Genomic DNA, 26,866 nt, shown 5'->3' with positions numbered 1-26,866 from the left:
CGAGCGGCCCCCGGTCACGCGTCGGCCGCCGCGTGCACCCGGTGGCCGTCGACGTAGGTGAGGTGGACGCGGGTCCCGGCGATCGCCGACGGGGGTGCGGCGAAGGGGTCGCGGTCGAGGACGACGAGGTCGGCGCGGTTGCCGGGGCGGAGGGTTCCGGTGTCGTCGAGGTGGTTCACGTGGGCGCTGCCCGCGGTGTAGGCGGCGAGGGCGGTGGTGAGGTCGAGGGCCTGCTCGGGCAGGAACGGCTTGTCGTCGGCGCCGGGCAGGGCCCGGTTGACGGCGACGTGGATGCCGGCCAGCGGATCGGGGCTGGAGACGGGCCAGTCGCTGCCGGCCGCGAAGGTGGTCCCGGCGCGCAGGAGGTCGCCGAAGGGGTACTGCCAGGCGGCGCGTTCGGGGCCGAGGAACGGGATGGTGAGTTCGTCCATCTGGGGTTCGTGGGCGGCCCACAGGGCCTGGATGTTGGCGGTCGCGCCCAGTTCGCGGAAGCGGTGGATGTCCTCGGGGTGGACGACCTGGAGATGCGCGAGGTGCGGACGGGTGTCGCGGAAGCCGTTGGCGGCCCGGGCGGCGGCGACGGCGTCGAGGGCCTCGCGGACCGCGCGGTCGCCCAGGGCGTGGAAGTGGACCTGGAAGTCGGCGGCGTCGAGGGCGGTGACGTACCGCTTGAGGGCCTCGGGGTCGATGAAGCTCAGGCCGGAGTTGTCGGTGGCGCATCCGCAGCCGTCGAGGTAGGGGGAGGTCATGGCCGCGGTGTGGTTCTCCGCGACCCCGTCCTGCATGAGCTTGACGGTGGAGCAGCGGAGCTTGCCGTGGGTGAGGCGCCGCCGGTTGTCCAGCAGGTCCGGGATCTGCTCCTCGCCCAGGTTCCTGCGCCACCACAGGGCGCCGGTCACGGACGCGGTCAGGGTGCCGTCGAGGGCCGCGGCGAGGTAGGCGTCGGAGGGGTCGGGGTAGCCGTCGGCGCCGCACAGCAGGGCGTCCTGCCAGGCGGTGATGCCGAGGCTGTGCAGGAGTTCCTGGGCGCGCAGCAGTCCGGTGAGCCGGTCGGCCGCCGTCTTGGCGGGCATGTGGGCGCCGACCAGGCTGACCGCGCCCTCCTGGAGCATGCCGACGGGGGCGCCGGTCGCGTCGCGTTCGATACGGCCGTCCTGGGGGTCGGGGGTGTCGGCGCTGATGCCGGCGATCTCCAGGGCCCGGGTGTTGACCCAGGCGCCGTGGTGGTCCCGGTTGAGGAGGTAGACGGGACGGTCGGGCACGAGCGTGTCGAGGAACTCCCGGGTCGGTATGCCGCCGTCGAAGCTCTCCATGGACCACCCGCCGCCGGTGATCCACTCCCTCTCGGGGTGGGCGTCGGCGTAGGCGCGGATGCGGCGTGCGTACTCGTCGGGGTCGGTGGTCTCCGTCAGGTCGCACTCGCCCAGCTCCATGCCGCCCATGACGGCGTGGATGTGGGCGTCCTGGAAGCCGGGGAGCAGCAGCCGGCCGCGCAGGTCGACGACCTCGGTGCGCGCTCCGACGAGGTCCTTGACCTCGTCGTGGCCGACGGCGGTGATACGGCCGTCGGTGACGGCGAGGCCGGTGGCCCGGGTGCGGGCCGGGTCCATGGTCAGGACCGTGCCGTTGGTGAGGACGAGGTCCGCGGTGGGGTGGGACATGAGGGGGAGGGGTCCAATCGTTGGGGGGGTGAGGGGTGAGGAGGGTCGGCCGGGCGGGGCGCGGTGTCAGGAGAGGGACTTGGCCCCGGCCTCCGCGGCCGGGACGCCGACCGGCTCGGGCGTGCGGGTGAAGGCGGGGGCGCGGCGGTACCACTTGGCGATCGCGGACACCGCGAGGCCGGTCACGAGGATCACGCCGGGACACAGCAGGTTGAACCAGCCGTTGTCGACGCTGACGGCGAACCCGTCGCTGAGGGTCGCGTAGTAGTACGCGAGGTAGGCGCCGAGGGCGAACAGGACGGCGGCGCACACGGACGGCACGACGACCGCGAGGAGCGCCTGGCGCGGGTCGGTGCGCACGAGCCCCCGGAAGCGCAGGGCGCAGGCGACGGCGGTGAGCCCGTAGTACAGGGCGACGAGGATGCCGATGGCGTTGACCGCGGCGAGGATCGCCTCGTTGAGCTTGGGGATCACCACGGTCAGGATCGCGACGCCCGCGGAGATGAGGGCGACGATCACGGTTCCGGCGGTGGGACCGCCGTGCCGGGCGCTGATGCGGGCCCAGACGGGGCCGAGGGTGCGTTCGCGGCTCATGGCCAGGGTCAGCCGCGCGGTGGGGATGATGCCGGCCTGGAGGGAGGCCACGGCGGAGAACATGAGGGCGATCAGGGGGAGGGTGGCCCAGGGCTCGCCGGCGAGCTGGGAGGCGTAGTAGGTCAGCCCCTGGGGGCCGGTCTCGCTCATCTCGGGCGCGGTCATGACCCGCTGGAAGGCGACGGCGCCCAGGAGGAACAGCCCGAGCATGGTGAACAGGGCGATGTAGCTGCCCCGGGCCGCGTCACCGGCCTGCTCCGTCTCCTCGGTGACCGAGAACGCCGCGTCCCAGCCCCAGTAGAAGAAGACCGCGAGGACCAGGCCCTGGGCCAGGGCGGCGGGCGAGTCGAAGGCGAAGGGGTCGAACCAGGACAGCGAGAAGGGCTGGTCGCCCGCGAGCACGCCCCAGCAGCAGAACACCAGCAGCACCACGTACTCGAAGACGAGCAGATAGGTCTGGAACCGGGTGGCCTTGTGGATGCCGGTCACGGCGGTCACGGTGACCGCGGTGAGGACGAGCAGGCCGATCAGCGTGCACTGGAGGGTGGAGTTCGCGTCCAGGCGCAGGCCCAGGATGCTGTCGACGCCCGCCTTGTGGGCGCTCTGCACCAGGACGGAACCGGTCACCGACGTGGTGTAGGCGAGGAAGACGACGCCGCCCGCGAGCGGGACCCAGCCGGCGATCATCCCGAGCCAGGGGCCCATGCTCCGGCCGACCCACACGTATCCGGCACCGCAGTTGGGCTCCACCTTGTTCAGGCGGGCGTACGCGCTGGCGATGCCCAGCATCGGCAGGAAGCCGAGCAGCAGGATCAGCGGCGTCTGCCGCCCCGTGATCGAGGCGAGGACGCCGAGGCCGATACCGATGCTGGTGGTCGCGGCGGTACTGGAGGCGGCCAGGACGACGCCGTCGACGACGCCCAGCGATTTCTTCAGCTCCGTGGCGGAGGTGGTCTGTTCCATGGGCAACCGGTCCAGGGTGGCGGGACGCACGCGCGGCGTCCGTGAGCGGTCGAGGAAGGTGTGCCGGTGCGGCGGCGTCGAGGCCGCGTCCGGCGGAACGGGGCCTCGTGTTCGTGGTGGAGCAGTCGTGCCGGACAGCGCGCCGGACCCGTGCGGGAACGGCTGTGCCGACCGGACCGCCGGGCCGGCCGGCCCGCACCGACCGGCCCCGCGCGGTCGCCGCCGGCCTGGGCCGATACGGATGATTCGCGCTGGTGGTGCCACATCAAACAGCGCTGGACTTTTAAGGTCAATCGCGTTGTCATAAGAACGTACGCCGCTCGTTCCCGTACGGATCGGAGTCCGGATGAGCACCCTCAAGGACACAGACGACACAGACGACGCGGCCGGCCGGCTGGCGGCCGGCCGGCGGCGCCGCACGACGCGCACGGGCACGGTGCTCAGCCAGGAGCTGATCGTGCGCACGGCCATCCGGCTGCTGGAACAGCCCGGCGACGACGCGCTGAGCGTGCGGCGTCTGGGCCTCGCGCTGGGCGCCGACCCCTCGGCCCTCTACCGCTACTTCCGCGGCACCGACGACCTCGTCCTCGCGGTCGCCGACGAGCTGATCGGGATGAGCCTCGAGAACGCCCGTGTCACCGGCGACTGGCGCGTCGACCTGCGCCGCAGCGGGATGAACCTGCACCGCACGTACACCGCGCACCCCCAGGTCGCGGTGCTCGCCGCCGCCCGAGTCACCCGCCGCCCCAACGAGATGCGGGGCATCGAGGCCGGTCTGGACGTCCTGCGCGGGGCCGGGTTCGGGCCGGACGACGCGGCCCGCTACTACCACCGGTTCATCGACTTCACCCTCGGCTTCGCCGCCATCGACGCGGCGGCCCACGCGCTGCCCGCCGAAGCCGGAGCGGGCGACCGGGCCGCCTGGCAGGCGACCTACGCCCGCCTGCCCGCCGAGGAGTACCCGCGTATCGCCGAGTCCGCCCAGGCCCTGGCGCAGACGATGAGCGTCAGCGCCTACCCCGGCGCGCTGGAGGTCTTCCTGGACGGCGTGCAGGCCGCGCTCGACCGTCAGGCCCGCTGAAGAGGCGTACGGCGGTCGGCCCCGGTCGGTTCGTCCGGCCGGCCCTTGTCACCATCCGGTACCGATGCAAGGAGGCATCATGTCGAATCTGGCGGAGTTCCTGACGCGCACGGCGCGCCGTCACCCCGGGCGCACCGCGCTGCGCCTGGGCACCACGGACGTCACCTACGCCGAGCTGGACGAACGCAGCGCGCGGGCGGCGGCGCTGCTGCGGGCCGAAGGCGTCGGCCCCGGCGACCGGGTCGCGCTGATGCTGCCCAACGTGCCGGAGTTCGTCGTCCTGTACTACGGCGTCCTGCGCGCCGGAGGCATCGTCGTCCCCCTCAATCCGCTGCTGAAGGAACGCGAGGTGGCGTACCACCTCGGTGACTCCGGAGCGGTGCTGCTGTGCGAGTGGCACCAGGCACCGGGGGAGGGGAGCCAGGGGGCCGCCGCGGCCGGTGTTCGTGCCCTGGCCGTCGAACCGGAGGCCTTCGCCGCGACGCTCGCCGGACTGGCCCCGGCGTACGAGATCGCGGAGACGGCCGGCGAGGACGTCGCCGTGCTCCTGTACACCTCCGGCACCACCGGCCGCCCCAAGGGGGCCTCGCTGACCCACGCGGGTCTGCGCCACAACACCGAAGTCACCTCGGTCGACATCGAGTTGCTCACCGCCGAGGACGTCGTCGGCTGTCTGCCGCTGTTCCACATCTTCGGGCAGATCTGCACCCTCAGCACGGCCGTGCACGCCGGGGCCGCGCTCGTCCTCGTCCCGCGCTTCGACCCGCAGACCGTGCTCGACACCATCGCCCGCGACCGGGCGACCGTCTTCGAGGGCGTGCCCACCATGTACGCGGCGCTGCTCGCGCACCCGGCCGCCGCCGACACGGACGTCTCCTCGCTGCGCATGTGCGTCTCCGGCGGTGCCTCCCTGCCCGTCGAGGTCCTGCACGGCTTCGAACGGCGCTTCGGCTGCCCGGTCCTCGAAGGCTTCGGCATGTCGGAGACCAGCCCCGTCGTCACCTTCAACCACAGCGACCGCCCGCGCAAACCCGGCTCCATCGGCACCCCCATCCGCGATGTCGAGGTGCGGCTCCTGGACGACGACGGCAAGGACGTCGAACCCGGCGCCGTCGGTGAACTCTCCGTGCGCGGGCCGAACGTGATGAAGGGCTACTGGAACCGCCCCGAGGAGACCGCCGCGGCCGTCCCCGACGGCTGGCTGCGCACCGGCGACCTCGCCCGCGCCGACGACGACGGCTACCTTTTCATCGTCGACCGCAAGAAGGACCTCATCATCCGGGGCGGCTACAACGTGTACCCGCGCGAGATCGAGGAGGTCCTGCACGAGCATCCCGCCGTGGCGCTGGCCGCGGTGGTCGGTGTCCCGCACGACCACCTGGGTGAGGAGATCGCCGCCGCCGTCGTGCTGCGCCCCGGCGCGCAGGCCACCCCGGACGAACTCCGCGACTTCGTCAAGGAACGCGTGGCCGCCTACAAGTACCCACGCCACGTCAGAATCGTCGACGCCCTCCCGACCGGACCCAGCGGCAAGATCCTCAAGCGCCGGATCGACGTCACGACCGGGTGACCGCGCCCGTTCACGGTGACGGGGGCTTGCGGGCGAGGAGTTGGATGCCGGTCGACTCGTGGCCGTTCATGGTGGACACCGTGATCGTCCGGGTGTCGAGGGTCCGGAATCCGGCGAGCAGGTCGGTGAACCACTCACGGGGGTGGTGCCGGCACAGCGCGCCGTCGCCGGTCTCGAAGACGCCGTAGCTGTCGCGGCTGCCGTGGCGATCGGCGTGACGGTCGTAACGGCCGCGGTTGCGCGGGTCGTTCTGGAGGAGCAGATCGCTGACGTAGAGCGTTCCTCCGGGTGCGAGGACCCGGTTCAGCTCGGCGATCAGCCGGCGCTGGGCCGCGTCGCCGGGAACGCAGGTCAGCACGGCGAAGAGGAGGACGGCGTCGAAGTGCGCGTCGGGGTAGGGCAGCGCCGGTGGCGTGTCCAGGGTGGCCAGGCGCAGGGAGGGGTGCAGGGCGCGGGCCCGGGCGATCATCGCGGGTGAGGTGTCGACGCCCGTCAGGTCGGTGAAGCCGTGGCGTCCGAGTTCCGTCAGGACGCGGCCGTATCCGCATCCGTGGTCGAGGATCGCGGCGTTTCTGCCGATGCGGTCGAGCCAGGGCGGATGGAGCGGGTGCGTGAACGTCTTCGTGGCCGCGGCGGCGTCCCAGTAGGGGACCTGGCTGTCGGGGTCGTGCATCGCGGTGCGCCTCCCGGGTTCCGCTTCGGTTCCGATGCGCCCGCAGGGCGCGGGAGTCGGGCCCTGCGACCCTGACATCTGTCAGGACCTTCCCCGTCCCCGTTTTCCTAGTCTTGCGCCCACGATGCTCCGCTCGGGAAGGAGTTCTGATGCGTAGGACTGTTCTGGGTCTGTTCGCGGCGGCGGCCATGGTGCTCGTGGGTGCGCCGTCGGCGGACGCCGGTCCGCGACCGGCCGTGACCGCCAAGAGCGAAGGCGAGGTGTCCGTCCAGCGTGCCTTCGGCACCTGGGCCACGAACGTCAACGTGCGCCACAACAACGCCAGCCTCACCACCTGCGGGATGTCGCCGTCCACGGCCAACTGCCCCGACATCCGGGGGCAGGTGAACCGGGGCGACTCGTTCGAGGTGTGGTGTCAGACGGTGGGCAGCCAGACCGTGGGCGGCAACCCGTACTGGATCTACATCATCACGCCCAACTTCCAGGGCTGGATGGCCAGTTACTACGTCGACTACCCGGACAACGTCCTCCCGGACACCCGGTCCTGCTAGCTGCGCGCCGACGACGGACGACGACCGACGCCCGGCCGGGACACCCCCGGCCGGGCGTCTCGTGTGCACGGTGGATACTTGCTGGATCATGCAAGTGGCCTGGTGCGAGCATGATGCCCCGGTCTGTGCGGGCGCGCGGGGGCCAGGCAGACTCTGCGTGCCGCAGTTGCTACGACGTAAGGATGCACCACTCATGATCACGCTCACCAAGGAAGACGGCCCGGCGGACCTGGACGGAGTGACCCATCTGTCCATCGGCGTCTCCTGGGACCCCACGGCCGGCAGCAGCGGCGGCGTGCTGGGCAAGCTGCGCCGCAACAGCGGTACCGACCTCGACCTGATCGCGATCGCCCTCCAGGGCGGTGACCCGGTGCGTCTCGCGGGCCTGGACTCGCTCGACCCGATGGGCAACGGCTCGCTGGTGCACAGCGGCGACAACCAGACCGGCCGCGGCGAGGGCGACGACGAGACGGTGACCGTCGAGTTCGCGCGGATCCCCTCGCAGATCACGTCGATCGTGTTCGTGGCCGCCGCGTACAAGAAGGGCAGCTCCTTCCAGAAGGCCCGCAACATCAGCTTCAAGGTGTACGACGCGACCGGGGGCAGCTCGCAGCAGGTCGCCGACATCTGGCCGAGCCTGCTGAGCCAGGACAACGGCTGCGCCGTGGCCAAGGCGATCCGGGTCGGCGGGAGCTGGAAGCTCGAAGTGATCAATACGACGGGCAAGATCAAGCAGGGCGACGAGCACGCGCTGATGCGGTTCGCCGTCAGCAAGTAGCGGAATCCGAGCGGCAAAGACGCGTGCCGGAGGTGGGCGACGCGGAGTGCCGATGTACGTGTCCCGGGGCGACGGTGTGGGTCACGGGCCGGTCCGTCGCCGACCGGCTCGCCACCGCCCACGCCCTGGCCGAACGGCTCCTGGCCGAGCGGCGCCGCGTGGAGGTGCTCGACCGGTTCGCGGACATCGGCGCGGACGCCCGGCGCACCGGCCTGGTCGCGGAGGTACCGGCCCGCAACGGGGTCGTGGCGATCGTGCCGTGCGCGCAGGGCGACGCGGACGCCGTACGGGAGCGGCACGCGGCGAGCGGCACACGGTACGTCGAGGTGTGCGCCGACAGCCGCACGTGTGCGACGGACCAGGCGGCGAAGGCGCACGGGATGCTCGCCGGACACGGCTGAGCAGCGGTGGCCGGCCCGGCACCTAGACTGGGACGGTACGTGTGCACAGGAAGCGATGAGGGTGGGACGGGAGAGGACCTTGGCGAAGGACTCCGGTGGGTACGAGGATCCCTCCGCCGAGGTGCTGGCGGAGGCGGCCGAGGCGTTCGGGCTGCTCGCCTCGTCGGCCCGGCTCCACCTCATGTGGGCCCTGTCCCAGGGCGAGAGCGACGTCACCCACCTCGCCGACCGCGTCGGCGGTGCCCTGCCCGCCGTCAGCCAGCACCTGGCGAAGCTCAAACTCGCCGGACTCGTCCGGGCCCGCCGCGAGGGCCGTCGGCAGATCTACTACGTCGACGACCCCGAGATCGTGACCGTGGTGCGCGTGATGGTCGGGCAGCTGACCGCCCGCACGCGCGAGGGCACGGCGCCGGTACGGCGAATGCACGGGATCGGTGTCTGAGAGCGCTCCGGCCGCTCCGGCGGGGAGCGGGGGCCAGGACGTCGCGGAACTCGGCGCCGCCCCCTGCGTACCCACCGTCCTCGAGGTGCTGCGGAGTCTGGAGAGCGGTCCGCGCGGGCTGACCGAGGCACAGGCCGTCGAGCGGCTGGCCCGGCTCGGCGAGAACGCGGTGCCGGGCGGGCGCGCCCCCTCGTGGCCGCGGTTGTTCGTGCGCAGCATGCGGGACCCGTTCACCGCGGTGCTGGCCTGCCTCGGACTGGTGTCCGCGGTCGTCCTCGCCTGGGGCACCGCCTCCGTCATCCTCCTTCTCGTGCTGGTCAGCTGTGCGCTGCGGGCGTCCGGTGAGCACCGGGCCGACCGCTCCACCGCCGCCCTGCGCGAGCTGGTCGCCACGACCGCGACCGTGGTCCGCCGCGCCGACGGGGAGGCGGCACAGGCCGCCCGGGAGATCCCGGTCGGGGAACTCGTCCCCGGCGACATCGTCCGGCTCGGCCCGGGCGACCTGGTCCCCGCGGACCTACGGCTGCTGCGGGCGAGCGGGCTGACCGTGCACCAGGCGGCGCTGACCGGGGAGTCGGCGCCCGTCGCGAAGTCGGCCGAAGGACATCCCGGCGCGTCCGACGAGGCGGAGTCGTGCTTCCAGGGCAGCAGCGTCGCCTCCGGCAGCGCCACCGCCGTCGTCGTCGCCACCGGCGCGCACACCCGGTTCGCCGCCGCGCGCGGTCACATGTCCGGCCGACCGCAGGTCAGCGCCTTCGACCGGTCCGTCCACGGCATCTCCTGGATCCTGATCCGGTTCATGCTGCTCACCCCGCCGCTGGTCCTGATGGCCAACGCGGCGTTGCGTGGGCGCGGCCTGGAGACCCTGCCGTTCGCCGTCGCCGTGGCGGTCGGACTGACACCGGAGATGCTGCCGGTCCTGGTCACCACCTGTCTGGCGCGCGGCGCCTCCCTCCTCGGCCGCGCCCACGGCGTGATCGTGAAGCGGCTGCCCGCGCTGCACGACGTGGGCGCCATGGACGTGCTGTGCCTGGACAAGACCGGCACGCTCACCCAGGACCGCCCGGTCCTGGACCGCGCGCTCGGACCGGACGGCCGCGACGAGCCCGCCGTACTGCGCTGGGCGGCGGCCAACGCCTGGTGGACCCTGCAACTGGCCGACCTCCCCGTCCCCGACGCGCTCGACGAGGCGCTCCTGGACGCGGCCGACGAGGACGACCTCATGGCGTACGACGGCACGGACGCCATTCCCTTCGACGCGGGGCGCTGCCTGGCGACCGCGGTCGTCCGCGCTCCGGGCCTGCTCGGCCGCCACACCCTGGTGGTCAAGGGGGACGTGGAGGCCGTCCTGGAGCGGTGCGCCGTCACCGAGGACGAGCGCGTCCGGCTGCGCGAGCTCGCCGCGCGCCAGGCGGAGGACGGGCTGCGGGTCCTCGCGGTCGCCACCGCCGTACGCCCGGCACGCACCCGTGCCTACACCCCCGCCGACGAGCGCGGGCTGGACTTCCAAGGGCTCGTCACCTTCCGCGACGCCCTCGCGCCGAGCGCCGCCGACGCCCTGAAGGTCCTCGCCGAGCAGGGCGTCACCGTGAAGATCCTCACCGGCGACCACCCCGGCACCGCCACGCGCGCCTGCCGCGACCTGGGCATCCCGGTCGCCGACGACGCCGTCCTCACCGCCGACCGGCTCGGCGGCCTGACCGACGCGGAGCTGTCCGACCTCGTCGGCCGCACCACCGTCTTCGCCCGCTGCACCCCAGCCCACAAGGCCCGCGTCACCCAGGCGCTGCGGGAGGCCGGGCACACCGTCGGCTTCCTCGGCGACGGGGTCAACGACCTGCCCGCGCTCCGGGCCGCCGACGTCGGCATCGCCCCGCGCAACGCCGCCGCCGTGGCCCGCGAGGGCGCCGACGTGGTGCTCGCGGAGAAGGACCTCACCGCGATCGCCCACGCGGTGCGCGCGGGCCGTCGCGCGAGCGGCAACATCACCACGTATCTGCGCATCACGCTGTCCTCGAACCTCGGCAACGTCATCGCGATGCTCTCCGCGGGCCTGCTCCTGCCGTTCCTGCCGATGCTCCCCGCCCAGGTCCTGGCCCAGAACCTCTGCTTCGACGCGGCCCAGCTCGCCTTCGCCCACGACCGCCCCCACCCGTCGGTGCTGCGCCGGCCCGTCGTCCTGCGCCCGCGCGACCTGCTCGGCTTCATCACCGGCTTCGGCGCGCTGAACGCCGTCGCCGACCTCGCCACCTTCGGTGTCCTCGCGCTGGCCCTGCACGGCCCGGGGACCGGCGACGACCAGGCGGTGTTCCACTCCGGCTGGTTCACCGAGAACCTGCTCACCCAGGCCCTGGTGATGGTCCTGCTGCGCGCGGGCCGCCGGGGCGCCGAAGGACGGCGGCCGGGCCCGGTCGCCTGGGCGGCGGGCGCGCTGGCCGTGATCGGTCTGACCCTGCCGCTGTCCCCGCTGGGACCGGTGCTGCACCTGACCGCGCTGCCACCGGTGTACTACCTGATGCTGACCGGAGTCCTCGGTCTGTACGCCGTGGGGCTCGTGGCGGCGAGGGCGGGCTACGAGCGGCGCCGCGCGAGGCGCGGGTCGGCGCTGTGAGGCCCGGAGCCACGTGTGCGCCGGCGCGGGGAGCCTCGGGCCGCGTGTGAGATCACGCCGTCGCGCGTGAAGGGCCCCGGGACGGGTTTCGACCCCGCATAAGTTTGTAGATTGCGCAACCATGCAATTAACATGTGCCTCTGCTTCACCCGTTTGTACTCCGCCACGCGTGCCGGCCGTACCGCATCCCGCGGCGTGGCGGGCCCTACCGTTCAGGGAAGTGGGACATGAGCGACCCGTGGGACGGTCAGGGCGTACAAGCCACCCGTGACCGCGCCGAGGAAGGGCCCGGAGGCCGCAAGGAGGCTTCCGGGGACTCCCGCCGGTCCGGCGGCCGGGCGGCGTCTCGGGCCGCGAACCGTTCGCGGGGCGGCCGGGGGGCGCGGCGCGCCAAGCCGGTGCGGCGGGGCAGGCGGGCGCTGCGGATCCTGGGGCTGTGCCTGGCGGTCCTGGTGCTGGGGACGGCGGGCTTCGGCTGGTGGTTCTACCAGCACCTCAACGGCAACATCAACAGCGTCTCGCTCGACGGCAAGGGCGGCTCCGAGACGGCCGACGCGTTCGGCCGCACCCCGATCAACATCCTGGTGATGGGGTCGGACGGCCGCACCAGCGCGGCGGACTGCAAGCTCGGCGGAGGCTGCTCGAAGACCGGAGTCCAGAGCGGCAACGGGAACGCCGACGTGCAGATGGTGGTGCACATAGCGGCCGACCGCTCCAACGCCACGGTCATGAGCATCCCCCGCGACACGATGACCGACATTCCCGCCTGCGAGGACCCCGACTCCGGCGAGTCCACGAGCGGCTACCACGGCCAGATCAACAGCGCGCTGCGCTACGGCCCGGCCTGCCAGGTGGACGCCGTCCACCAGCTCACCGGCATCCCCATCGACCACTTCGTGAAGCTGGACTTCTCGGGCGTGGTGAAGATGTCGGACGCGGTCGGCGGTGTCTCCGTCTGTGTCGACGACGACGTGTACGACACGTACTCGCACCTGAAACTGTCCGAGGGCACCCACACCCTCAAGGGCGAGGCGGCGCTCCAGTTCGTCCGCTCCCGGCACGGCTTCGGCGACGGCAGCGACCTCGGCCGCACGGTGTCCCAGCACATCTTCCTCAGCGCGATGATCCGCAAGTTCAAGAGCGCGGGCACCCTCACCGATCCGTCCGCGGTCTACCACCTCGCGGACGCCGCGACCAAGGCGCTGACCGTGGACGACGGCCTCGGGAGCGTCAAGAAGCTGATCTCCCTGGCCGCCGACCTGAACAAGGTCCCCACCAAGCGGATGACGTTCACCACGATGCAGACGGCCCCGGACCCGGCCGACAGCAACCGGGTCGTGGTGGGCACAGGCGCCAAGAGCCTGTTCGCCGCCATCGCGGGCGACCAGTCGCTGACGACGGGTTCGGGCAAGAAGTCGGCGGCGGCCTCGGCGACGGCGACCGCGTCGGCCGTCCCCGCGTCCGATATCGCCGTCACGGTGGAGAACGGAACCGGGATCACCGGCCGCGCCTCGGACGTCGCGACCGCCCTGATCGACCAGGGCTTCAGCCCCGACACCACCACGGGCAACGCCGCGAGCACCGCGACGAAGACCACCCTGTCGTACGGCACGGGGCAGAAGGCGGAGGCCAGGACCGTCGCGAAGGCCCTGGGGCTGCCGGGCTCGCGCATCGAGCAGGGGACCGGCACGGGGCTCAGCCTGGTGATCGGCGACGACTGGCCGAGCGGGACGAGCTACCCCGGCGGCACGTCCTCGCCGGCGCCCGCCGACACCAAGGCGGCCGTCTCCGACGCCCATGCCTCCACCGCGGACGAGGCCAAGACCTGCGCCAAGGTCAGCCCTTACAGGACGGTGCAGCTCAACGGTGTGCCGATGACCCCGGCGCAGGCGTACGAGGCCGCGGCCGGCAAGCCCGACTCCGACGACTGAGAGCCGGCCCGAGAGTTATATAGTTGCGCAACATCGCAAATATTGATGGCAACTGTTGAATGAGGAGAGGTGAGCGGGATGCTCCGCAACGGACTGGAACCCTGGCATCTGCTGATCGTGGCGATCGTCATCATCGTGCTGTTCGGTTCGAAGAAGCTGCCCGAGGCCGCCCGGGGGCTGGGCAAGTCGATGCGCATTCTCAAGAGCGAGGCGAAGGCGATGAAGGAGGACGGGGCGGAGCCCGCGTCCGCGGCGAACGCCGAGCGCGCCGCCGCGGAGCCCGCCCGGACGACCGTCCGGGCGGGCTCCGACGAGACCGTCACCGCGCGCCCGGCGGCCGAAGGGCACTCGGTCCGCTGACCCGGCGGGCCGTGCCGGTCAGGGGCTGGCGATGTCGAAGCCGTACCGCAGCGGCTCGCTCGCCGAGTCGTGGTCGCGGCGGTAGATGTACACCCCGTCCGCGCGCAGGCCCTGGGGCGCGGCCTCCACCTGGCACGGGTAGGTCACCTGGATCACCCGCGGCCGGTCGGCGACCTTCATCCGCAGTCCGTCCGCGGGTCCTCCGTCGAGGACCGCGGTCTCCCATGTCTTCACGTTGATCGTCTCCACGGTCACGAGTTTAAAGCTTGCGCAAATCTATAGGTGTTTTGGCGTCGGGCCGGCCCGAAGGCGCCTTTTCCCGCGGCGACTCGTCGGCCGCTTCGCGCACCGCCTCGGCGGCCTCGGCCAGTTCCGCCCTCGGGTCGAGGGCCCGGCGTACCTCGTCCAGTCCGAGTCCGCCCTGCTCGCCGTCGAGGACGTGCTTGCGGATGAACGTCTTCGGATGCAGATCCTCGAACTCGAAGTCCTGGTATTCCGGGCCGAGTTCGGATCGGATCTCGTCCTTGGCGCTCTCCGAGAACTCCCTCGCCCTGCGGATGAACCCCGCCACGTTCTGGATGAGCTCGGGGAGTTTGTCCGGGCCGAAGAGCAGGACGGCGAGGATCACCAGCGTGATGAGTTCCAGGGGGCCCACATCGGAGAGCATCTGACACCTTTCGCCTCTGTCGCGCGGGCCTGTCCGCACGGCCTCCACAGGTCAACACTTTATAGGTTGCGCAAGCATAGAACTATTGCGGTGTGGTCGGGCCGGGTGTCAGGGCGGCCGGGGCGGCGCGGTCGAGCTCGCTCTGGAGGTCGTCCAGGGCGCGGCGGGCGGCGGCGATGCGCGCGTTCAGCAGATGCGGGTCGCTGGTCTCCGGCGCGGGTTCCGGCTCGTCCCGTTCCTCCTGCCGGGCCTCGTCCAGGGAGGTGAGGACGACACCGATGAGGACGTTGACGAGCACGAAGGACGCGATGAGCACGTAGGAGGCGTAGTAGAGCAGGCTCCAGCGGGACAGCTCCAGGCCGGCCCGGACCGCGTCCCCGATGCCGTCCAGGGTCATCAGCAGGAACAGGGACAGGACGGCGCGGCCGATGGAGCCGTAGTGCTCGGGGTCGTGCCGGCCGAAGAAGACCCAGCCGACCATCGCGTACACATAGAGCAGCAGGGCGCCGACGAGCAGGAAGCTGAGCGTGCCCGGCAGGCTGCGGACCACCGCGGTCAGGACCACCCGGAGCTGGGGCAGGAAACGGGCGGTGCGCAGGACCCGCGCCAGCCGCAGCAGCCGCAGGATCGTGGTGTTCTCGCGGACGACGGGCAGGAACGCCGACAGGACCACGGCCAGGTCGAAGAGGTTCCAGGGGTCCTTGAAGAAGTCGCGCGGCCGGTCGGCGTGGGCGCCCAGGCGCAGCGCGATCTCGACGGTGAAGGCGGCCAGGCAGAGGTGTTCGGCGAGCCGTAACGGGCGGTGCCAATCGGCCACCAGGCCGGTGTACGTCTCCACGCCCAGCAGGGCGGCGTTGGCCAGGATCAGTGCGAAGACCGTCAGCGCGAACCAGCGCGCCTCGGTCACCGCGTGGCAGCGGCGGGCCAACTCGGCGCGGGCGGAAGGGGTGTGCGCCGAGATGGTGGGGGTGTCGTGCATCCTGCTGTCTCTGCTCCCTGGCATGGCACAAGCCGCGCGGCCAACGCGGCCGGAACGCGGACTTGTTGAGCGATCACGTTTCAGGGAGACTTCTACAGCACTGTAGACAGCATCGCCTCGCCGGGAGAGCAGACACGATGTTCGGCATGAGTGAACTGGCCCTGATCCTCCTCGTCGTGGTGGTGGTCCTCGGTATCAAGAAGCTGCCCGAGCTGACCCGCTCGGCGGGCAAGGCCGCCCGCATCTTCAAGAGCGAGGCCAAGGCCCTCAAGGAGCAGGACGCCGACGGCACCCGGCCCGCCACGGGCCCGGTCGTCCAGGGCACGGTCGTCGACCGGGACGAGCCGCCCACCCGCACCTGACAGGGCCCTCGCGCGGCGCGGCCCTCGCGCGGCGCGGAGCCCCGCACGGTCTCGGCGCCGCCCCCTTCCCCGGGCGGCGCCGGCCGGCGGCGTGTCAGGGCTGGAGCGGCATGCTCCAGCAGTCGGAGACGGCCGGCTTGCCGGAGAGGCGGTCGCTCAGCCAGTCGATGGCGTTGCCCTGGTCGGTGATCAACGGCACGAGATGGTTGGTGAGGATCTTGTCGCCGAGGTTGGGCAGGATCACCGGCTCGTAGGTGACGTTCGCGCCCTTGCGGCACCAGTCGACGGCCAGTTGCCTGGCCTGCGCGTGGGGGACGATGTCGTCGTGCACGCCGGTCGCCACGCGCACGGGGCCCGCGGGCGTGAGGTTGCCGATGCGCTGCTTGTCCAGGGCCTGCTGGGCGGCCGGGTCCGCGGCGATGACCTCGGCGACGGACTTGCCGCTGACGGTCCACTTCGAGCTCTTGGTGAAGCCGTAGCCGAGGAGGGCGTCGCCGACGCACATGGTCGACGCGTCCTTGAGCGCGGCCTTCCCGGTGTCGTTGATGTTGGCCTCGACGACGGCCCGCAGGTCCGGGTCGGCCTGGGCGAACCCGCTGACCGACCAGGCCAGTGCCCCGGCCAGGGCGCTTCCGTCGATGCCCTTCATCGTGGACGTCAGGTCGGCGGGAGGCGCACCGGCGTAGGTGCCGACGACGGGCACGTCCGGGGCGTAGCCGGGCTGGAGTTCGGCGGCCGACGCCGCCGCGCCGCCGCCCTGGCTGTAGCCGTACAGACCGGTCGGCGAGGCCGCGGTCACGGAGGCGCCCGGTACCTTGCGGGCGGCGCGGGCCGCGTCCAGCAGGGCGTGGCCCTGGTCGAGGCGGTTGGCGTAGGTGTGCAGCCGGTCGGTGGCGCCCAGCCCGACGTAGTCGGTGAGGACGACCGCCGCGCCGGTGGCGAGGATGCGGTAGACGGCGAGCGCCTCGTAGCCCACGGAGACCGTGTCGCCGGTCAGGGTGAGGGGGTGTTCCAGGGCGAGGGACGGCGCGCACTGGTCGCCCTGCCCCATGGTGCCCGACGCGACGGCGACCAGCGGACGCGGCCCGCTCTTCGTCCAGGCGGCCGAGGGCTCGATGTACGTCCCGGTGACGGCGACGGGCTGTCCCGCCGAGTCCGTGGACCGGTACATGAGCCGGGTCGCGGTGCCCGGCATGGGGCGGCCGTCGAGCCCGGGAATGGCCAGCCCCAGGGACATCGGCTCGGTGCGGACCAACGCGCCGTTGGCGGCGGGGAGTTCGGCGGGCGGGGTGTAGAAGGCCGGGATCGTCACCCCGCGCGAGACCACGGGCGGGACGTCGGCGGCGGAGGCGGGGACCGTGGCCAGGCACAGGCAGACGCCGCTCGTGACGACGCCGGCCAGCACGCGCCGACCGGTCCGCGTGGCGCGGGGGGTCGAAGGCTCCACCGAGGCGGAGGCGGGGGAGGTGACGCGGGAAGGGGACAGCTTGCGGCTCAAGGTGTGCTCCTCGTTCGCGGTGGATGGGTGTGCGGGCCGGTCAGAAGACCGTGTCGATGTCCTGGGAGGTGATGGCGTCCATCGCCCGCTCGGCCACGGCGGCGATGGTCATCGAGGGGTTGCAGGCCCCGGTGGTGCCGGGGATCAGCGCGCCGTCCAGGACGTACAGGCCGCGCTGTTCCCTCACCCGGCCGTCGAGGTCGCAGACGGTGCCCATCGGGGCGCCGCCGAGCGGGTGCCAGGTGCTGTTGACCAGGGAGTTGGTGTCGGTGAGGGTGCCGAGACCCTGCGAGATCGCCGTGACGCGGCGGTGGATGGCGCGATGGCTGGAGGCGTCGCCGTCCCGCGGCCAGTGCAGGGACACGGAGTCCGTGGCGGAGTCGTAGCGCAGGCTGCCCCGGTCGCGGCTCACCCCGAAGCCGACGAGCATCGTCGTCCTGGTGTCGATGCCCACCGGTGGCAGGGACGCCTGGATGACGGTGTGGGCGGTCGCGGGGTCGTCCCAGTCCTTGCTGCCGTAGACGACGGGGCCGCCCTGCTCGCCGCCGAAGTCCTCCCAGAGGTTCGTCCAGGCGTAGATGCGGTCGCCGTTGGTGCCCCAGCCCTGGCCCAGACCGTCCGGGAGGTCGGGGACGGCACCGGTGGCACCGGCGCGCACCAGGAGCCTGCTGGTGTTGACGCTCCCGGCGGCCATGACCAGCGCGCGGGCGGTGAGGATCTTCTGTTCCTGGACGGTTCCCTCGTCGTCGGTGCGGTCGACGTGGACCTCCCACCGGCCGTCGGCGGCGCGGGCCACGGAGGTGACGTGGTGGTGGGTGGCGACGGTGACCCGGCCGGTCTCCTCGGCCTGCTTGAGGTAGGTGACGTCGACGGAGTTCTTGCCGCCGTTGTTCACGCCGAGCGCGCAGTCGCCGTTGGTGTAGGACGGCTTCATCTCGCCGCGCAGTTCGGCCAGCGCGTAGTCCCAGTCGATCGGCATCGGGATCTTCTCCAGGCCGTATCCGGCCTTGCGGACCCGGTCGGCGAAGACGCGTGCGGCGTAGTAGGTGGGGGAGTCGACCAGCGCGTCCGGTGCGGTCGCGACCCGCAGCATGCGGGCGACGCGCGGGTAGTGGATCTCGTTCATCCGCCGCCAGTCGAGCCCTTCGGGAAGCCAGGTGTTGAAGACCGCCTCCGACGGCTGGAGGGTCATGCCCTGGTAGACGAGCGAGCCGCCGCCGACTCCGGCCGCGCACACGCTCAGGATGTTCTCGCCGAGCACCGGTTCGAGGAGGCCCACGTAGGGCGTGAAGCCGAGCGGGGTGCCGATCAGCCCGGCGAGCGGCCGTACGGCCTCGGGGAGCGTGCCGTACCAGAGCATCCGTCTGTCGAGGCCGGAGACATGGGGGAAGGTCTCCGCGTTCGGGCCGGTCGGCCAGCGTCGGCCGCGTTCCAGCACGGTGACGGGGACACCGGCCTGGGCCAGCCGCAGTGCCGCCACACCGCCGCCGAACCCCGATCCGATGACGACGACCCGGTGTTCCTCCCGGGTCAGGGTGATGCGGGCGGGCGCGGCGGAGGCGGCGCGAGCCGGCAGGGCACCGGCTGCCGCCAGGGCCGCGGCGCCGGTGAGCAGGGCGCGCCTGCTGGGTGAGGGCATGAACAACTCCTTGATGAGGGTGTTCGGGGGCTGCCGAGCAAGGCGAAATATTGGCGTGGGCATGCCAAGCGGACGGGAGGAAGGAGCGGTTACTCGCCAGTCAGCTACTGCAGAGTAGGGTTGGCTGTCACTCACTGACAAGATGTCTGCAAGCGTCATGAGGGCGGGAATTCAGGCACCCGCTCGATATGCTGCGCCGACCGCAGGCGGAGGGTGGGGACCAGGGTGCGCGAGACGCTGTCGACGGCACGGGGACGGACGGCGCGAGAGGGGGAGCGGCCGTCGTTCGCCGAACGCCGCCGGGAAGCGCTCCGGCTGGAGATCGCGTTCGAGGCGCTGCGCCGGTTCACCGCCCAGGGCGTCACCGCCACCACCGGCGAGGAGATCGCCCGGTCCGTCGGGATCTCCGCCCGCACCCTGTGGCGCCACTTCCCCACCAAGGAGAGCTGTGTCTTGCCGCTCCTCGCGGCGGGCCTCGACTTCCTCGTGGAGCGAATGCACCACTGGCCCACCGACATGAGCCTGCTCGACTTCTTCACCGAGACCTGCCGCATCGGCGAACTCCCGCCCGCCACACCCGAGATCCTCGCGCTGATCCGCATGACCTCCACCGATCCGTCCCTGCGCTCCCTGTGGCTCCAGGCCCACGACGAGGCGCTCCCCGTCCTCGGCCGGCTGCTGGCCGAGCGCTCCGGGGCCGACCCGGGCGATCTGCGGGTCGCGGTGCACGCCGCGACGCTCAACGGGGCGCTGCGCGCGGCCGTCGAGGAGTTCGCGCGTCGGCACGCCGACGACCCGGGGGCCTCGGGTGCCGAGATCGCCCCGTGCATCGAGACGGCACTGCGGGCGGCGGCGGAAGGGCTGCCCTACTGACCCGTGCCCTACTGGCCCGTTCCGTACTGGGCGGCCGTCAGGGAGGGGGCGGAGCGTGGTGCACCCCGCGGCCGTCGCGTTGTCAGTTGCCTCTGGCAGCATCACGGTCATGATCGATGCCGATGCCCTGGTCCGGCGCGTGGCCCTGCGGGCCGCGTCCGAGAACGACGAACTCCCCGCGCCCGCCGACGACGCCCGGATCGCCGAGGCCGAGAGACAACTGGGCACGGCGCTGCACCCGTTGCTCGCCCGCCTGTACCGCGAGGTCGCCGACGGCGGCTACGGCCCCGACTACCGGTTGCTGCCACTGCTCGGCCCGGGTGCGAGCGTCGTCGGCGAGTACCTGGCGCGACGTGCGGCATCCGTCGGCGCGGAGCACCCGGAGTGGCCCGAGAGGGTCGTACCGATCCTCACCTGGGGCTGCGGCATGTACGCGGGCGTCGACTGCCGCGCCGAGGACGGCCAGGTCCTGCTCTTCGAACCGAACCCGTACGGCGGCGGATCGTGGGCGCCGTGCTGGTTCCTGGACTCCACCGGCCTGGCGGCATGGCTGGAGACCTGGCTCGCGGGCACCGGCTGGTTCGAGGAGGACGCCTGCGACAGGGACGACGTGGCCGAACCGCAGCCGTGGGAGGAGGCCGAGGGGCGGCTTTCGTCCGGGGTGTAGGGAGGCGCGGTGCGCCAGGGGCTCAGGGGGTGTGCGGGGGATCGGGGAAGACGGGCTCGGGGAGGTCCTCGCCGGTGAGGGCGGCGTCGACCCGGGCGCGGATGTAGGCGCCGGTGACGGGACAGTCGAGCGGATGGTCGGCCGGGCAGCGCAGCAGGTGGCGCAGGACGGCGGCGGCCCGGTCCAGCTTCTCGATCCGCTGCCGCATGGCGTCGTGCTGCGCCGCGATGAGGGCGTGCCGTTCGGGCGCGTGGGCCGTCGTCAGCACGGCGGCGGTGTCGGCGAGGGGCATCAGACCGTCGTGGTGCCAGAGCTGGGCGTAGGCGAGGCGCTCCAGGGCCGCGCGGTCGTACTGGCGGACCCGGCCGCGTCGCGCGACGGGCCGGAGCAGGCCGCACTCCTCGTAGTAGCGCAGCGTCGGCACCGACAGGCCGAAGGCGCGCGCCACCTCGCTGATCGAGTGCAGTCGCTCTTCCATGGAGTCCTCGGGCTCGGGAACTTGCGCTCAAGTGGACTTGAGCGCGCAGGGTTGAGGCCAGCCTAACCGCCGAGTTCCCTGGAGGGCCTTCCATGCCCGTCTCCCCGGTCCCGACAGCGGCGACCGCCCCCGATGCAGTCGCCGGCCCCGTGTCCGTCGCCGGTCGCGGCGCCCCGCCCGCCGCCGGAGCGGGTGCGCTGCTGGTCGTCGGATTCGTGCTGCTGAGCCTGAACACGAGGGTCGCGTTCGGGCAGATCGGGCCGCTGGCCCCGCTCGCGGGCTTCTCCTCCGCAACCGTCTCCCTGCTCGGGCTGCTGCCGCCGCTGTGCATGGGCGCCTTCGCCCCGCTCGCGGCCGTGGTGCGGCGCCGCTTCGGCGAGGAACGCGGGCTGTGGTGGGCGGGCCTGATCCTGGTGGCCGGAGCGGTGCTGCGCGTGCTGGGCGCGGCCGGGCTGATCGCGGGCACGGTGGTGGTCGGCGCGGCCACCGCCGTGGTCAACGTGATCGTCCCGGTCCTGGTGCGCAAGCGGTTCCCGCCGGAGCGCGGCGGAGCGATGATGGGCCTCTACGCGCTGTCGATGGGTGCCGGATCGGCGCTCGTCGCGGCCCTGGTCGTCCCGGTCGCCCGGGCCACGGGGTCCTGGCAGGCGGCCGTCGGCCTGGCCGTCGTGCCCGCCGTTCTCGCCGCCGCCGGGATGGCCCCGCAGCTACGGCACCGGCTTCCGGAGGTTTCCGCCGGGGCGGTCGCGGGCGCCGGGAGCGCGGGACGCCGGCCCGTGGCCCGTACCGGCCTCGCCTGGAGCCTGACCGCCTTCTTCGGCGTCCAGACCCTCGCCTTCTACACCCTGCTCGCCTGGCTGCCCTCTATCCTCGTCCGGGCGGGCCTGGACAGCGGTGCCGCCGGGGCCGGTCAGGCCGTGCTCATCTGCGGGGTGGCCGCCGGTGGCTTCACGGCCCCGGTCCTCGCCGCCCGGCGAGCCGATCAGCGCCCGCACGTCCTGGCGACCCTGCTGGTGTGCGCTGCCGGGCTCACCGGGCTCGTGCTCGCCCCGGCCGGCGGCGCGATGCTCTGGGTCGTCGTCCTCGGGGTCGGGCTCGGTGCCGGACAGGCCCTGCCCGGGGTGCTCTACGCCCGCCGGGGGCGCGACCACGACCATGTGACGGCCCTGTCCACCATGGCCCAGACCGGTGGCTTCCTCCTCGCCGCGACCGGTCCGGTCCTCGCCTCCGTGCTGCACGGCGCGACCGGAACCTGGACGGTTCCCCTGGCCGCGCTGACCGTGACCCTGCTCCTCTGCGTGCCGGTCGCCCTGCGCGCGGGGCACGACCCGAGCCCGGAACCTGAGTGACGACTCTCATCGTGAGGGCGGTTTGTGATCGGTTTGTGTGTAAAGAGTGCGGAACGTGATCGAGATGATTCTCATCAAACTTTGATTCGGTCACAAGAAGATCACTAAGGTGAGGTCTCGAACCTTCGCACGGACGATCGCCCGCCAGGGGTGGATGACGGTGAAGGTGCCACCGCGCGCGGGCAGTTGCGTGGGCGGTGGAGGAAGAAGGAGCTTGTCCTCGTGGCGCTTCACCGCCGACCCAAGTCACCCAGCCGCGCTCGCGTGACGGTGTTGACCGCGACCGCCGCCGCTGCCGTGGCGCTCACCTCGCAGGCCGCCAACGCGGCCCCCAAGCCCACGAAGAGCGAGGTGAAGTCCGAGGTCGACAAGCTCTACAAGGAGGCGGAGCGCGCCACCAACCAGTACGACGGCGCCAAGGAGAAGCAGGAGAAGCTCCAGAAGGAGATCGGCCGGCTCCAGGACAAGGTCGCCCGCGAGCAGGACGAACTCAACGAACTGCGCGAAGGCATCGGCACGATGGCCAGCGCCCAGTACCGCACCGGTGGCATCGACCCCTCCGTCCAGCTGCTGCTCTCCGCTGACCCGGACGACTACCTCGACAAGGCGTCCACGCTGGAGTCGCTCTCCGAGCAGCAGCTGGAGGCGCTGAAGAAGGTCCAGGCGAAACAGCGTGAGCTGGCCCAGCAGCGCGCCGAGGCCACGCGGAAGCTCAAGGACCTCGCGGAGACCCGCACCGAGCTCGGTGAGAAGAAGAAGGAGATCCAGGGCAAGCTCAGCAAGGCGCAGAAGCTGCTGAACACGCTGACCGCCGCCGAGCGCCAGGAGATCGCCGACTCCGAGCGGCAGGCCAGCCAGACCGCCGCGCAGCAGGTCGACCTCGGCAACGAGGTGGCCGCCTCCCCGTTCGGCGCCGCCGCGCTGAACGCCGCCGCCACCCAGATCGGCAAGCCGTACGCCCGCGGCGGCACGGGCCCCGGCTCCTACGACTGCTCGGGTCTCACGCAGTGGGCGTACGGGCAGGCCGGTGTCGGGATATCCCGGGTCACCTACACCCAGGTCAACGACGGAACCCAGATCGGGATGAGCGCTCTCAAGCCCGGTGACCTGGTCTTCTTCAACAACACCGAGCACGTGGGCCTCTACGCGGGCAACAACCAGGTGCTGCACGCCCCCTACCCGGGCGCCTACGTGCGCTACGAGTCGATGAGCACGATCGGATCGTTCCAGTTCGGCGTGCGGATCGCGGGCTGAGCGGGCGGGCCGCGTCTCGCGGGCCGGTCTCGCGGGCCGCATCCGATCGGGAGGCCGCGGCGGAACATCAGGAAGGAGCTGTGCGAGGAGCACGACTTCCCGTGCTCCTGCTCCTGTGAGGAGGCCGGACCATGCCTGAACCTCTCGTCCCGCCGAACGAGACGCCCGCCATGGAAGGATCGACCGCCGAGGCCCACCAGGAACGGCCCGACGGGGGCGTCTGGGAGCATCCCCGGATCTGGCTCGGGCTGATCGTGCTCGGATGCCTGCTCGTCGCCGGGTTCTTCGTGGCCCGTATCGCCGGTCTCTGAACCATCCGTTTCCCTCAGGGCTAAGATTTCAACACCTACAGATATGCCGTGAGGGGAACACATGGCTCAGCGCAGGGCGGCGCGACGGCCGGACGCCGTCGCGGGGATCGTCGACGACTGGGCGCGGGAGCGGCCCGAGCTGGACACCTCGCCGCTGGAGGTGCTCGCCCGGCTGCACCGCTCCTACCTCCAGTACCAGTCCCGGATGACGTCCCAGCTCGACGCCCATGGACTGTCGGTCGCCGGTTTCGACGTCCTCACGGCGCTGCGCCGGTCCGGCGCCCCCTACCGGCTGACCGCCGGGCAGCTGGCCGCGTCCGGACTGATCTCGTCGGCGGGGGTGACCCTGCGCCTGGACCGGCTGGAGAAGGACGGCCTGTTGGTACGGGAACGGGACGCCGAGGACCGCCGCGTCGTCTACTCACGGCTGACGGACGCCGGGCTGGCGAAGGTGGACGAGCTGTTCGCCGCCCACCTGGAGAACGAACGCCGCATGCTCAGCGGTCTCTCGCCCGCCGAACGCCGTCAACTGGGCGGTCTGCTCTCCAAATTGGAGCGGTCCATCGTGGAGTCCGACGAGCTGGAGCCGACGGGCCCGGCCACCGGCTGACCCGGCTGCCGGCCGGCCCGACGGCCTGCCCCGCCCGCCTCGCCGCCCCCCCCGGCCGTCCCGCATGGGTCAGCGCTCGGCTCCGGCCGGCTGCCCGGCTGTCGACTGCCGCTTCGCCTGGGCCTGGTACATGCGCCGCAGCCGGACGATGCCGAGATCGTGCTGGTAGAGGTTCTCGTGCTGGTCGGCGTCCTGGGGCAGTCCCTCCAGCATGACGCGGTCCTGCTCCAGGACGTCCCAGTGCCGGGCCTCGATGAGCGTGCGGTACAGGAACCGCCAGGTGTCCCGCTGCCAGTCCCGCACCTTGCGGTAGCGCCAGAAGAAGACGCCCGTGCGCCCGGCGTCGACCGGACAGGCCATGCCGACGATGCCGAAGGCGCCGCCGGGTCCCGCGGAGGGCGGGTAGGGGATGGACAGGTCGACCCAGTCGACGCCCGTGTGACACAGCTCGACCCAGTCGAAGTTGACGCCGCGCTGGTCGGTCTTCTCGAAGAAGTAGCCGCGGTCGGTCTCCCGGATGCGGAACTTCGCCCGGGTGTCGCCGCCGAACATGGTGTGGGACTCGCTGTGCAGGAACGCGCCGTGCATCGGGTCGAGGAGGTTCTCCATGGCGTACCGCCACGGCACGTCCCACTCGGCGTAGCAGAGGAACGCGGAGATCTCGTCGTCGGCCAGCGGGTCCGGCACGGTGAGTTCGCCCGGCTCCGGGTGCTCCTCGTCGCCGAACCAGGCCAGGACCGCCCCGCCGGCCTCGCGCACCGGCAGCGAGGTGACGAGGGTCTTGCCCTCCAGATTGCAGCCCGGCAGACCGGGGACGGCGGCGACCTTGCCGGTGCCGTCGACCTCGACCCCGTGGTACCAGCAGGCGACGCGGTCGCCCAGGTGCCTGCCCAGCGACAGCGGTGCGCCGCGGTGCGGGCAGCGGTCGGCGAGCATGGACAGGGTGCCCGCGGCGGTGCGGAACAGCAGCCAGTTCTCGCCCAGGGCGGTCACCCGGCGCATGGCGCCCGGTTTCACGAAGTCGGACGGCACGACCGGGTGCCACTGGTTGCGCAGGCCGTGGGCGTAGATGTGCTCGGCGGTGGCACGGGTGGACAGCGTCATCTCAGGCTCCCAGGCGGTGCATCTCGGCGCGGAAGGACTCCTCGGTCCAGGGCGCGCCCGTGGGTGTGTGCAGCTGACGGGAGTTGAGGCCGTCGATCACGTCGGCCAGCTCGTGGCCGTCGTGCGTGAAGATGTCCTCCAGCGTCCGCGCGAGCTTGATCTCGTACGGGGTGGGCGCGTGGTCGCGGCTCTGGTGCGGGTCCAGGTAGGGCCAGGTCTCGGGCATCGGGTTCTCCGGGCGGGTCTTGGTGGTCGGGGGGTGCGGGTTTGGCGGGCTGAGGCGCACCGGTCTTGGTGGTCGGGGGGTGCGGGCTCGGCGGGTTGAGGCGCACCGGTCTTGGTGGTTGGGGGGTGCGGATTTGGCGGGCTGAGGCCCACCGGCCTCGGTGGTTGGGGAGGCGCGGGCTCGGCGGGCTGAGGCGTGCAGGTCTCAGAGGTCGGGGAGGCGCGGGTCTCGGGCGGCGAGGACGTGCGGGGCTCAAGGGTCGAGGAGGTGCGGGGGCTCAGAGGTCGAGGACGAGCCGGTCCGAGGCGCAGCGCGAGACGCAGATCATCATCGTCTCGCCGGCCGCGTGCTCGGCCTCGCTGAGCAGGAAGTCGCGGTGGTCGGGGGTGCCGGCCAGGACACGGGTCTCGCAGGAGCCGCAGATCCCGTCCCGGCAGGAGGAGTTGACGTCCAGTCCGGCGTTCTCGGCCGCTTCGAGGATGGAGGTGCCGGGGCCGACGGTGAGGGTCACGCCCGAGGTGCGGCACTCGATCTCGAAGCCGCTGTCGTCGCCGTCGCGTTCGACCACCGGCGCGGCGAACCGCTCGACGCGCAACTGCTCCTGGGGCACGACCTCTTCGACGGCCTTCAGCAGCGGCTCGGGGCCGCAGCAGTACACCAGCGCGTCGGCGGGCAGCCCACCGACGACGTCCGCCAGGTCGATGTGGCCCTGCTCGTCCTGCGGGACGAGCGTCACCGATCCGCCGTCGAGCAGGCCCAGTTCGCCGCCGAAGGCCATCGACGCCCGGGTGCGGCCACCGTGGACGAGGCGGTAGGGGACACCGTCGCGTTCGGCCTGTCCCGCCATGGCCAGGACGGGGGTGATCCCGATGCCGCCCGCGATGAACACGTAGGAGGCGGCGGGTTCCAGCGCGAAGTGGTTGCGCGGCCCGGCCACCCGCACAGTGTGGCCGGGCCGCAGCTTGGTGTGCACGTGGCGTGAACCGCCGCGCGAGGAGGGCTCGTGGAGGATGCCGAGCCGGTAGACCCCGGTGTCCTCCGGGGTGCCGCACAGGCTGTACTGCCGTACGTGGCCGTCGACATGGAGATCCACGTGCGCTCCCGGAGTCCAGGCCGGCAGCGGTTTGCCGTCGGGGTGGGCGAGTTCGACGGACAGCACGCCTTCCGCCTCCCAGGTCATCCGGCGGACCAGCAGGTCGAGCCGCTGCTCTTCGGTGGTGCTCATGGGGGTGA

At 72.1% G+C, this 26,866-nt stretch carries 28 protein-coding genes; 16 read left to right on the top strand and 12 right to left on the bottom strand.

From position 1 onward, the window contains the following. Positions 1–14 precede the first annotated feature (14 nt). Both ACIPSE_RS28860 and ACIPSE_RS28855 read right to left on the bottom strand, forming a co-directional pair. Positions 15–1,661, bottom strand: coding sequence for an amidohydrolase (locus ACIPSE_RS28860; RefSeq protein WP_401667889.1), 1,647 nt, complete (start codon positions 1,659–1,661; stop codon positions 15–17). A gap of 66 nt (positions 1,662–1,727) precedes the next feature. Next, positions 1,728–3,218 (bottom strand): APC family permease, encoded by a 1,491-nt coding sequence (locus ACIPSE_RS28855; protein WP_401667886.1) that lies wholly within the window; start codon positions 3,216–3,218, stop codon positions 1,728–1,730. 346 nt (positions 3,219–3,564) lie between these two features. On the opposite strand from ACIPSE_RS28855, the gene ACIPSE_RS28850 reads away from it, so the two are divergent. Together ACIPSE_RS28850 and ACIPSE_RS28845 are read left to right on the top strand one after the other, a co-directional pair. Beyond that, on the top strand, positions 3,565–4,299 hold the full coding sequence (locus tag ACIPSE_RS28850) for a TetR/AcrR family transcriptional regulator (protein ID WP_401667883.1): 735 nt from the start codon (positions 3,565–3,567) through the stop codon (positions 4,297–4,299). 79 nt (positions 4,300–4,378) lie between these two features. After that, positions 4,379–5,869, top strand: a complete 1,491-nt coding sequence (locus ACIPSE_RS28845; RefSeq protein ID WP_401667881.1) for a long-chain fatty acid--CoA ligase — start codon at positions 4,379–4,381, stop codon at positions 5,867–5,869. A 10-nt stretch (positions 5,870–5,879) separates the two neighbouring features. On the opposite strand, the gene ACIPSE_RS28840 is transcribed toward ACIPSE_RS28845, so the two are convergent. Further along, the gene (locus tag ACIPSE_RS28840) at positions 5,880–6,542 is read right to left on the bottom strand and encodes a class I SAM-dependent methyltransferase (protein WP_401667878.1); all 663 of its coding nucleotides are present in this window, start codon (positions 6,540–6,542) and stop codon (positions 5,880–5,882) included. A gap of 149 nt (positions 6,543–6,691) precedes the next feature. On the opposite strand from ACIPSE_RS28840, the gene ACIPSE_RS28835 reads away from it, so the two are divergent. The 7 genes from ACIPSE_RS28835 (at position 6,692) to tatA (ending at position 13,616) form a co-directional block, all read left to right on the top strand. Beyond that, on the top strand, positions 6,692–7,093 hold the full coding sequence (locus ACIPSE_RS28835; RefSeq protein ID WP_401667876.1) for a hypothetical protein: 402 nt from the start codon (positions 6,692–6,694) through the stop codon (positions 7,091–7,093). 193 nt (positions 7,094–7,286) lie between these two features. Next, positions 7,287–7,871, top strand: coding sequence for a TerD family protein (locus ACIPSE_RS28830; RefSeq protein WP_401667873.1), 585 nt, complete (start codon positions 7,287–7,289; stop codon positions 7,869–7,871). A 74-nt stretch (positions 7,872–7,945) separates the two neighbouring features. Continuing rightward, entirely contained in the window at positions 7,946–8,272 is a 327-nt protein-coding gene (locus ACIPSE_RS28825) for a hypothetical protein (protein WP_401667871.1), read from the top strand. A gap of 79 nt (positions 8,273–8,351) precedes the next feature. Continuing rightward, positions 8,352–8,714 carry an ArsR/SmtB family transcription factor gene (locus ACIPSE_RS28820; protein WP_401667868.1) on the top strand — a complete coding sequence of 121 codons (363 nt, stop codon included), beginning with the start codon at positions 8,352–8,354 and terminating at the stop codon, positions 8,712–8,714. Then, positions 8,707–11,325, top strand: a complete 2,619-nt coding sequence (mgtA, locus tag ACIPSE_RS28815; RefSeq protein ID WP_401667866.1) for a magnesium-translocating P-type ATPase — start codon at positions 8,707–8,709, stop codon at positions 11,323–11,325. The genes ACIPSE_RS28820 and mgtA overlap by 8 nt, the downstream gene beginning before the upstream one ends. A 227-nt stretch (positions 11,326–11,552) precedes the next feature. Beyond that, a complete protein-coding gene (locus ACIPSE_RS28810) occupies positions 11,553–13,256 on the top strand; it encodes an LCP family protein (protein WP_401667863.1) in 1,704 nt (567 codons plus the stop codon). Between the two features lie 78 nt (positions 13,257–13,334). After that, positions 13,335–13,616, top strand: a complete 282-nt coding sequence (gene tatA / locus ACIPSE_RS28805) for a Sec-independent protein translocase subunit TatA (protein WP_401667861.1) — start codon at positions 13,335–13,337, stop codon at positions 13,614–13,616. 18 nt (positions 13,617–13,634) lie between these two features. Here the strand turns inward: tatA and ACIPSE_RS28800 are convergent, their stop codons facing one another. From ACIPSE_RS28800 to ACIPSE_RS28790, 3 genes are all read right to left on the bottom strand, one after another. Continuing rightward, positions 13,635–13,865 (bottom strand): hypothetical protein, encoded by a 231-nt coding sequence (locus ACIPSE_RS28800; RefSeq protein WP_401667858.1) that lies wholly within the window; start codon positions 13,863–13,865, stop codon positions 13,635–13,637. Between the two features lie 10 nt (positions 13,866–13,875). Next, the gene (locus ACIPSE_RS28795) at positions 13,876–14,283 is read right to left on the bottom strand and encodes a sec-independent translocase (RefSeq protein WP_401667855.1); all 408 of its coding nucleotides are present in this window, start codon (positions 14,281–14,283) and stop codon (positions 13,876–13,878) included. An 82-nt stretch (positions 14,284–14,365) separates the two neighbouring features. After that, on the bottom strand, positions 14,366–15,262 hold the full coding sequence (locus tag ACIPSE_RS28790; protein ID WP_401667853.1) for an ion transporter: 897 nt from the start codon (positions 15,260–15,262) through the stop codon (positions 14,366–14,368). A gap of 146 nt (positions 15,263–15,408) precedes the next feature. On the opposite strand from ACIPSE_RS28790, the gene ACIPSE_RS28785 reads away from it, so the two are divergent. After that, positions 15,409–15,624 carry a twin-arginine translocase TatA/TatE family subunit gene (locus ACIPSE_RS28785; RefSeq protein WP_401667850.1) on the top strand — a complete coding sequence of 72 codons (216 nt, stop codon included), beginning with the start codon at positions 15,409–15,411 and terminating at the stop codon, positions 15,622–15,624. Positions 15,625–15,718: 94 nt separating this feature from the next. Here ACIPSE_RS28785 and ACIPSE_RS28780 read toward each other — a convergent pair whose 3' ends face one another. Continuing rightward, positions 15,719–17,122 carry a lipase family protein gene (locus tag ACIPSE_RS28780; protein WP_401667848.1) on the bottom strand — a complete coding sequence of 468 codons (1,404 nt, stop codon included), beginning with the start codon at positions 17,120–17,122 and terminating at the stop codon, positions 15,719–15,721. A 40-nt stretch (positions 17,123–17,162) separates the two neighbouring features. Beyond that, positions 17,163–18,761 (bottom strand): GMC oxidoreductase, encoded by a 1,599-nt coding sequence (locus ACIPSE_RS28775; RefSeq protein WP_401667845.1) that lies wholly within the window; start codon positions 18,759–18,761, stop codon positions 17,163–17,165. 225 nt (positions 18,762–18,986) lie between these two features. On the opposite strand from ACIPSE_RS28775, the gene ACIPSE_RS28770 reads away from it, so the two are divergent. Further along, positions 18,987–19,634: a TetR family transcriptional regulator gene (locus tag ACIPSE_RS28770; protein WP_401667843.1), complete on the top strand. Its 648-nt coding sequence runs from the start codon at positions 18,987–18,989 to the stop codon at positions 19,632–19,634. Positions 19,635–19,743: 109 nt separating this feature from the next. Then, positions 19,744–20,301, top strand: a complete 558-nt coding sequence (locus tag ACIPSE_RS28765; protein ID WP_401667840.1) for an SMI1/KNR4 family protein — start codon at positions 19,744–19,746, stop codon at positions 20,299–20,301. Between the two features lie 22 nt (positions 20,302–20,323). Here ACIPSE_RS28765 and ACIPSE_RS28760 read toward each other — a convergent pair whose 3' ends face one another. Then, positions 20,324–20,779 carry a MerR family transcriptional regulator gene (locus ACIPSE_RS28760; protein WP_401667838.1) on the bottom strand — a complete coding sequence of 152 codons (456 nt, stop codon included), beginning with the start codon at positions 20,777–20,779 and terminating at the stop codon, positions 20,324–20,326. A gap of 92 nt (positions 20,780–20,871) precedes the next feature. Between ACIPSE_RS28760 and ACIPSE_RS28755 the strand changes: the two genes are divergently transcribed. From ACIPSE_RS28755 to ACIPSE_RS28740, 4 genes are all read left to right on the top strand, one after another. Beyond that, complete coding sequence (locus tag ACIPSE_RS28755; protein ID WP_401667835.1) at positions 20,872–22,128, top strand: MFS transporter; 1,257 nt, start codon at positions 20,872–20,874, stop codon at positions 22,126–22,128. A gap of 222 nt (positions 22,129–22,350) precedes the next feature. Then, entirely contained in the window at positions 22,351–23,382 is a 1,032-nt protein-coding gene (locus ACIPSE_RS28750; protein WP_401667833.1) for an NlpC/P60 family protein, read from the top strand. A gap of 131 nt (positions 23,383–23,513) precedes the next feature. Further along, positions 23,514–23,693, top strand: coding sequence for a DUF6480 family protein (locus ACIPSE_RS28745; protein ID WP_401667830.1), 180 nt, complete (start codon positions 23,514–23,516; stop codon positions 23,691–23,693). Positions 23,694–23,754: 61 nt separating this feature from the next. Next, on the top strand, positions 23,755–24,303 hold the full coding sequence (locus tag ACIPSE_RS28740; RefSeq protein WP_401667827.1) for a MarR family winged helix-turn-helix transcriptional regulator: 549 nt from the start codon (positions 23,755–23,757) through the stop codon (positions 24,301–24,303). 69 nt (positions 24,304–24,372) lie between these two features. Here ACIPSE_RS28740 and ACIPSE_RS28735 read toward each other — a convergent pair whose 3' ends face one another. From ACIPSE_RS28735 to ACIPSE_RS28725, 3 genes are all read right to left on the bottom strand, one after another. Continuing rightward, positions 24,373–25,407 (bottom strand): Rieske 2Fe-2S domain-containing protein, encoded by a 1,035-nt coding sequence (locus tag ACIPSE_RS28735; protein ID WP_401667825.1) that lies wholly within the window; start codon positions 25,405–25,407, stop codon positions 24,373–24,375. Position 25,408: 1 nt separating this feature from the next. Next, positions 25,409–25,633, bottom strand: a complete 225-nt coding sequence (locus ACIPSE_RS28730; RefSeq protein WP_401667823.1) for a recombinase-like helix-turn-helix domain-containing protein — start codon at positions 25,631–25,633, stop codon at positions 25,409–25,411. Positions 25,634–25,910: 277 nt separating this feature from the next. After that, positions 25,911–26,858, bottom strand: coding sequence for a PDR/VanB family oxidoreductase (locus ACIPSE_RS28725; RefSeq protein ID WP_401667821.1), 948 nt, complete (start codon positions 26,856–26,858; stop codon positions 25,911–25,913). Positions 26,859–26,866: the final 8 nt, after the last annotated feature.

The sequence above is a fragment of the Streptomyces sp. NPDC090106 genome, assembly GCF_044747265.1.
Lineage (GTDB): Bacteria > Actinomycetota > Actinomycetes > Streptomycetales > Streptomycetaceae > Streptomyces.
This window is presented reverse-complemented; position numbering and strand designations above follow the sequence as displayed.